The organism is Streptomyces sp. NPDC059900, assembly GCF_050270335.1.
In the GTDB taxonomy this organism is placed as follows: Bacteria; Actinomycetota; Actinomycetes; order Streptomycetales; family Streptomycetaceae; genus Streptomyces.
The window spans coordinates 1-2025 of record NZ_JBNNJZ010000947.1; the positions used below are offsets into that span (position 1 = coordinate 1).

At 69.3% G+C, this 2025-nt stretch carries 4 protein-coding genes and 1 pseudogene; all 5 read left to right on the plus strand.

Annotation, left to right across the window (positions count from 1 at the left end):
* A pseudogene (locus tag ACQKIP_RS46020) lies at nt 1-196 on the plus strand (hypothetical protein); the annotation flags it as partial.
* Complete coding sequence (locus ACQKIP_RS46025) at nt 193-609, plus strand: gas vesicle protein (RefSeq protein WP_365860976.1); 417 nt, start codon at nt 193-195, stop codon at nt 607-609. The pseudogene ACQKIP_RS46020 and the gene ACQKIP_RS46025, both read left to right, overlap by 4 nt.
* Complete coding sequence (locus ACQKIP_RS46030) at nt 606-1406, plus strand: GvpL/GvpF family gas vesicle protein (RefSeq protein ID WP_365860978.1); 801 nt, start codon at nt 606-608, stop codon at nt 1404-1406. Before ACQKIP_RS46025 ends, ACQKIP_RS46030 begins: the two co-directional genes overlap by 4 nt.
* Nucleotides 1403-1591: a gas vesicle protein gene (locus ACQKIP_RS46035; protein ID WP_160509195.1), complete on the plus strand. Its 189-nt coding sequence runs from the start codon at nt 1403-1405 to the stop codon at nt 1589-1591. The genes ACQKIP_RS46030 and ACQKIP_RS46035 overlap by 4 nt, the downstream gene beginning before the upstream one ends.
* Before the next feature lie 23 nt (nt 1592-1614).
* Nucleotides 1615-1926, plus strand: a complete 312-nt coding sequence (locus ACQKIP_RS46040) for a gas vesicle protein K (protein ID WP_365861196.1) — start codon at nt 1615-1617, stop codon at nt 1924-1926.
* Nucleotides 1927-2025 lie beyond the last annotated feature (99 nt).

Genomic DNA, 2025 nt, shown 5'->3' on the forward strand with positions numbered 1-2025 from the left:
GTCCTACGAGGAAGAGGAAGAGGACGAGGAAGCGGAGGGCGAGGAGCAGCCCGAGGAGTCCTACGAGGACGAAGAGGAAGAGGAGCACGAGGACCACGAGGACGGCGAAGAGGCGAAGTACGACGAGGGCGTGGGCGAAGAGGAAGACGACGCCACGTACGACGAAGAGCCCGCGGCGAGCGGGAGTCGCCGATGACGATGCCCAGCCGGATGCCCGAACCGTACGGGCAGGGCGGCGGTGCGAACCTCGCCGACATCCTGGAGCGTGTGCTCGACAAGGGTGTCGTGATCGCCGGGGACATCCGGATCAACCTGCTCGACATAGAACTCCTGACCATCAAGCTGCGGCTCATCGTCGCCTCCGTCGACAAGGCGAAGGAGATGGGGATCGACTGGTGGGAGGACGACCCGGCACTGTCCTCCGGCGCGCGTCGCAATGAACTGGCGCGGGAGAACGCCGAGTTGCGTGCTCAGGTCGCCGAACTGGAGCAAGGCACGACCGAGCGCCGCACGGTGGAGCGGGGCCGGAGCGAGCAGAGCGGCACCGGTCGGGGCAGCAAGGCCAAGCAGAGCAAGACGGAGCAGAGCAAGGCGGAGGAAAGCACATGAGCGGACTGCGGTACGTCTACGCCATCTGCCGCCCCTTCGACGCCGCGCTCCAGGCGCAGGTGACCGGGGTGGACGGTGCGCCTCCCGGTCAGCTGTCGCACCACGGTCTGATCGCCGTGGTCGGCACGGTGCCGGAAGCGGATTTCGCCGAGGAGCCGCTCCGGCGCCATCTGGAGGACCTGGACTGGCTGAGCGCGACCGCACGCGCCCACCAGGCCGTGATCGACGCGCTCACCGCCGTCACCACGCCGCTGCCGCTGCGGCTCGCCACCGTGTTCCGGGACGACGCGGGAGTACGCGCGATGATGGAGGAGCGGGAGAGCTCCTTCCGGCGGACGCTCGACCGGCTCGACGGCCGGGTGGAATGGGGCGTCAAGATCCATGCGGAAGCGGAGACCGCCGGCCCGGCACAGGAGCCGGAGAAGGCCGTGAGCGGCAGGGACTACCTGCGCCAGCGGCGTCAGCGCAACAGGGCCCACGAAGAGATGTGGGAGAGCGCCGAGAAGTTCGCGCACCGGCTGCACGGCCTGCTGTGCGAGAACGCGGAGGACGCACGGCTGCACCCGCCCCAGAACTCCGCGCTCTCCCGGCAATCGGGCCGCAACGTACTCAACGCGTCCTATCTGGTGCCGCGTTCGGAGTCGGAGGCCTTCGCGGAACTGGTCGAAGGAGTCAAGGGCGAGGAGTCCGTCCTGCGCGTGGAACTCACCGGGCCGTGGGCCGCCTACTCCTTCGCGGGCCTGGAGGCCGAGGGTGACGACGCCGCGGGCGGCGCGGCGGGAGAGGCGGGGCTGTGACAGTCGTCGAACGCAGGGAGGTCGCCCTGGTCGACCTGCTCGACCGGTTGCTCGCGGGCGGGGTCGTCATCACCGGCGACCTCACGTTGCGCATCGCAGACGTCGATCTCGTCCGTATCGACCTGAACGCGCTGATCAGCTCGGTGAACGAGCAAGTTCCCTCCCCCTTCGAGGAGTTGTTGTGAACGAGCGGGCGAGGGGGGAGCAGATGACGGGCGAGCAGATCACGGGCGAGCGGGCGGCGGGAAAGAACCGGCTCGAGCTCGAACCGGACACGGTGGAACGCGACCTGATCAAGCTGGTCCTGACCGTCGTGGAACTGCTGCGTCAGCTCATGGAGCGCCAGGCCGTGCGCCGCTTCGACACCGGGGAGCTGGACGAGGACCAGGAGGAGCGCATCGGTCTGACCCTGATGCTCCTCGACGACCGCATGGCCGAACTGCGCGAGCGCTACGGCCTCAAGCCCGAGGACCTGAACCTGGACCTCGGGCCGCTGGGCCCGCTGCTTCCGCGGGACTGACCGGGACTGACAGGGACTAGGACCGGGCAGCCCCGCCCGCCGCAGGCCGGCGGGCGGGTTCCTGCACGACCCGTATGGTGTCGAGGCCGGGGTCCGCCG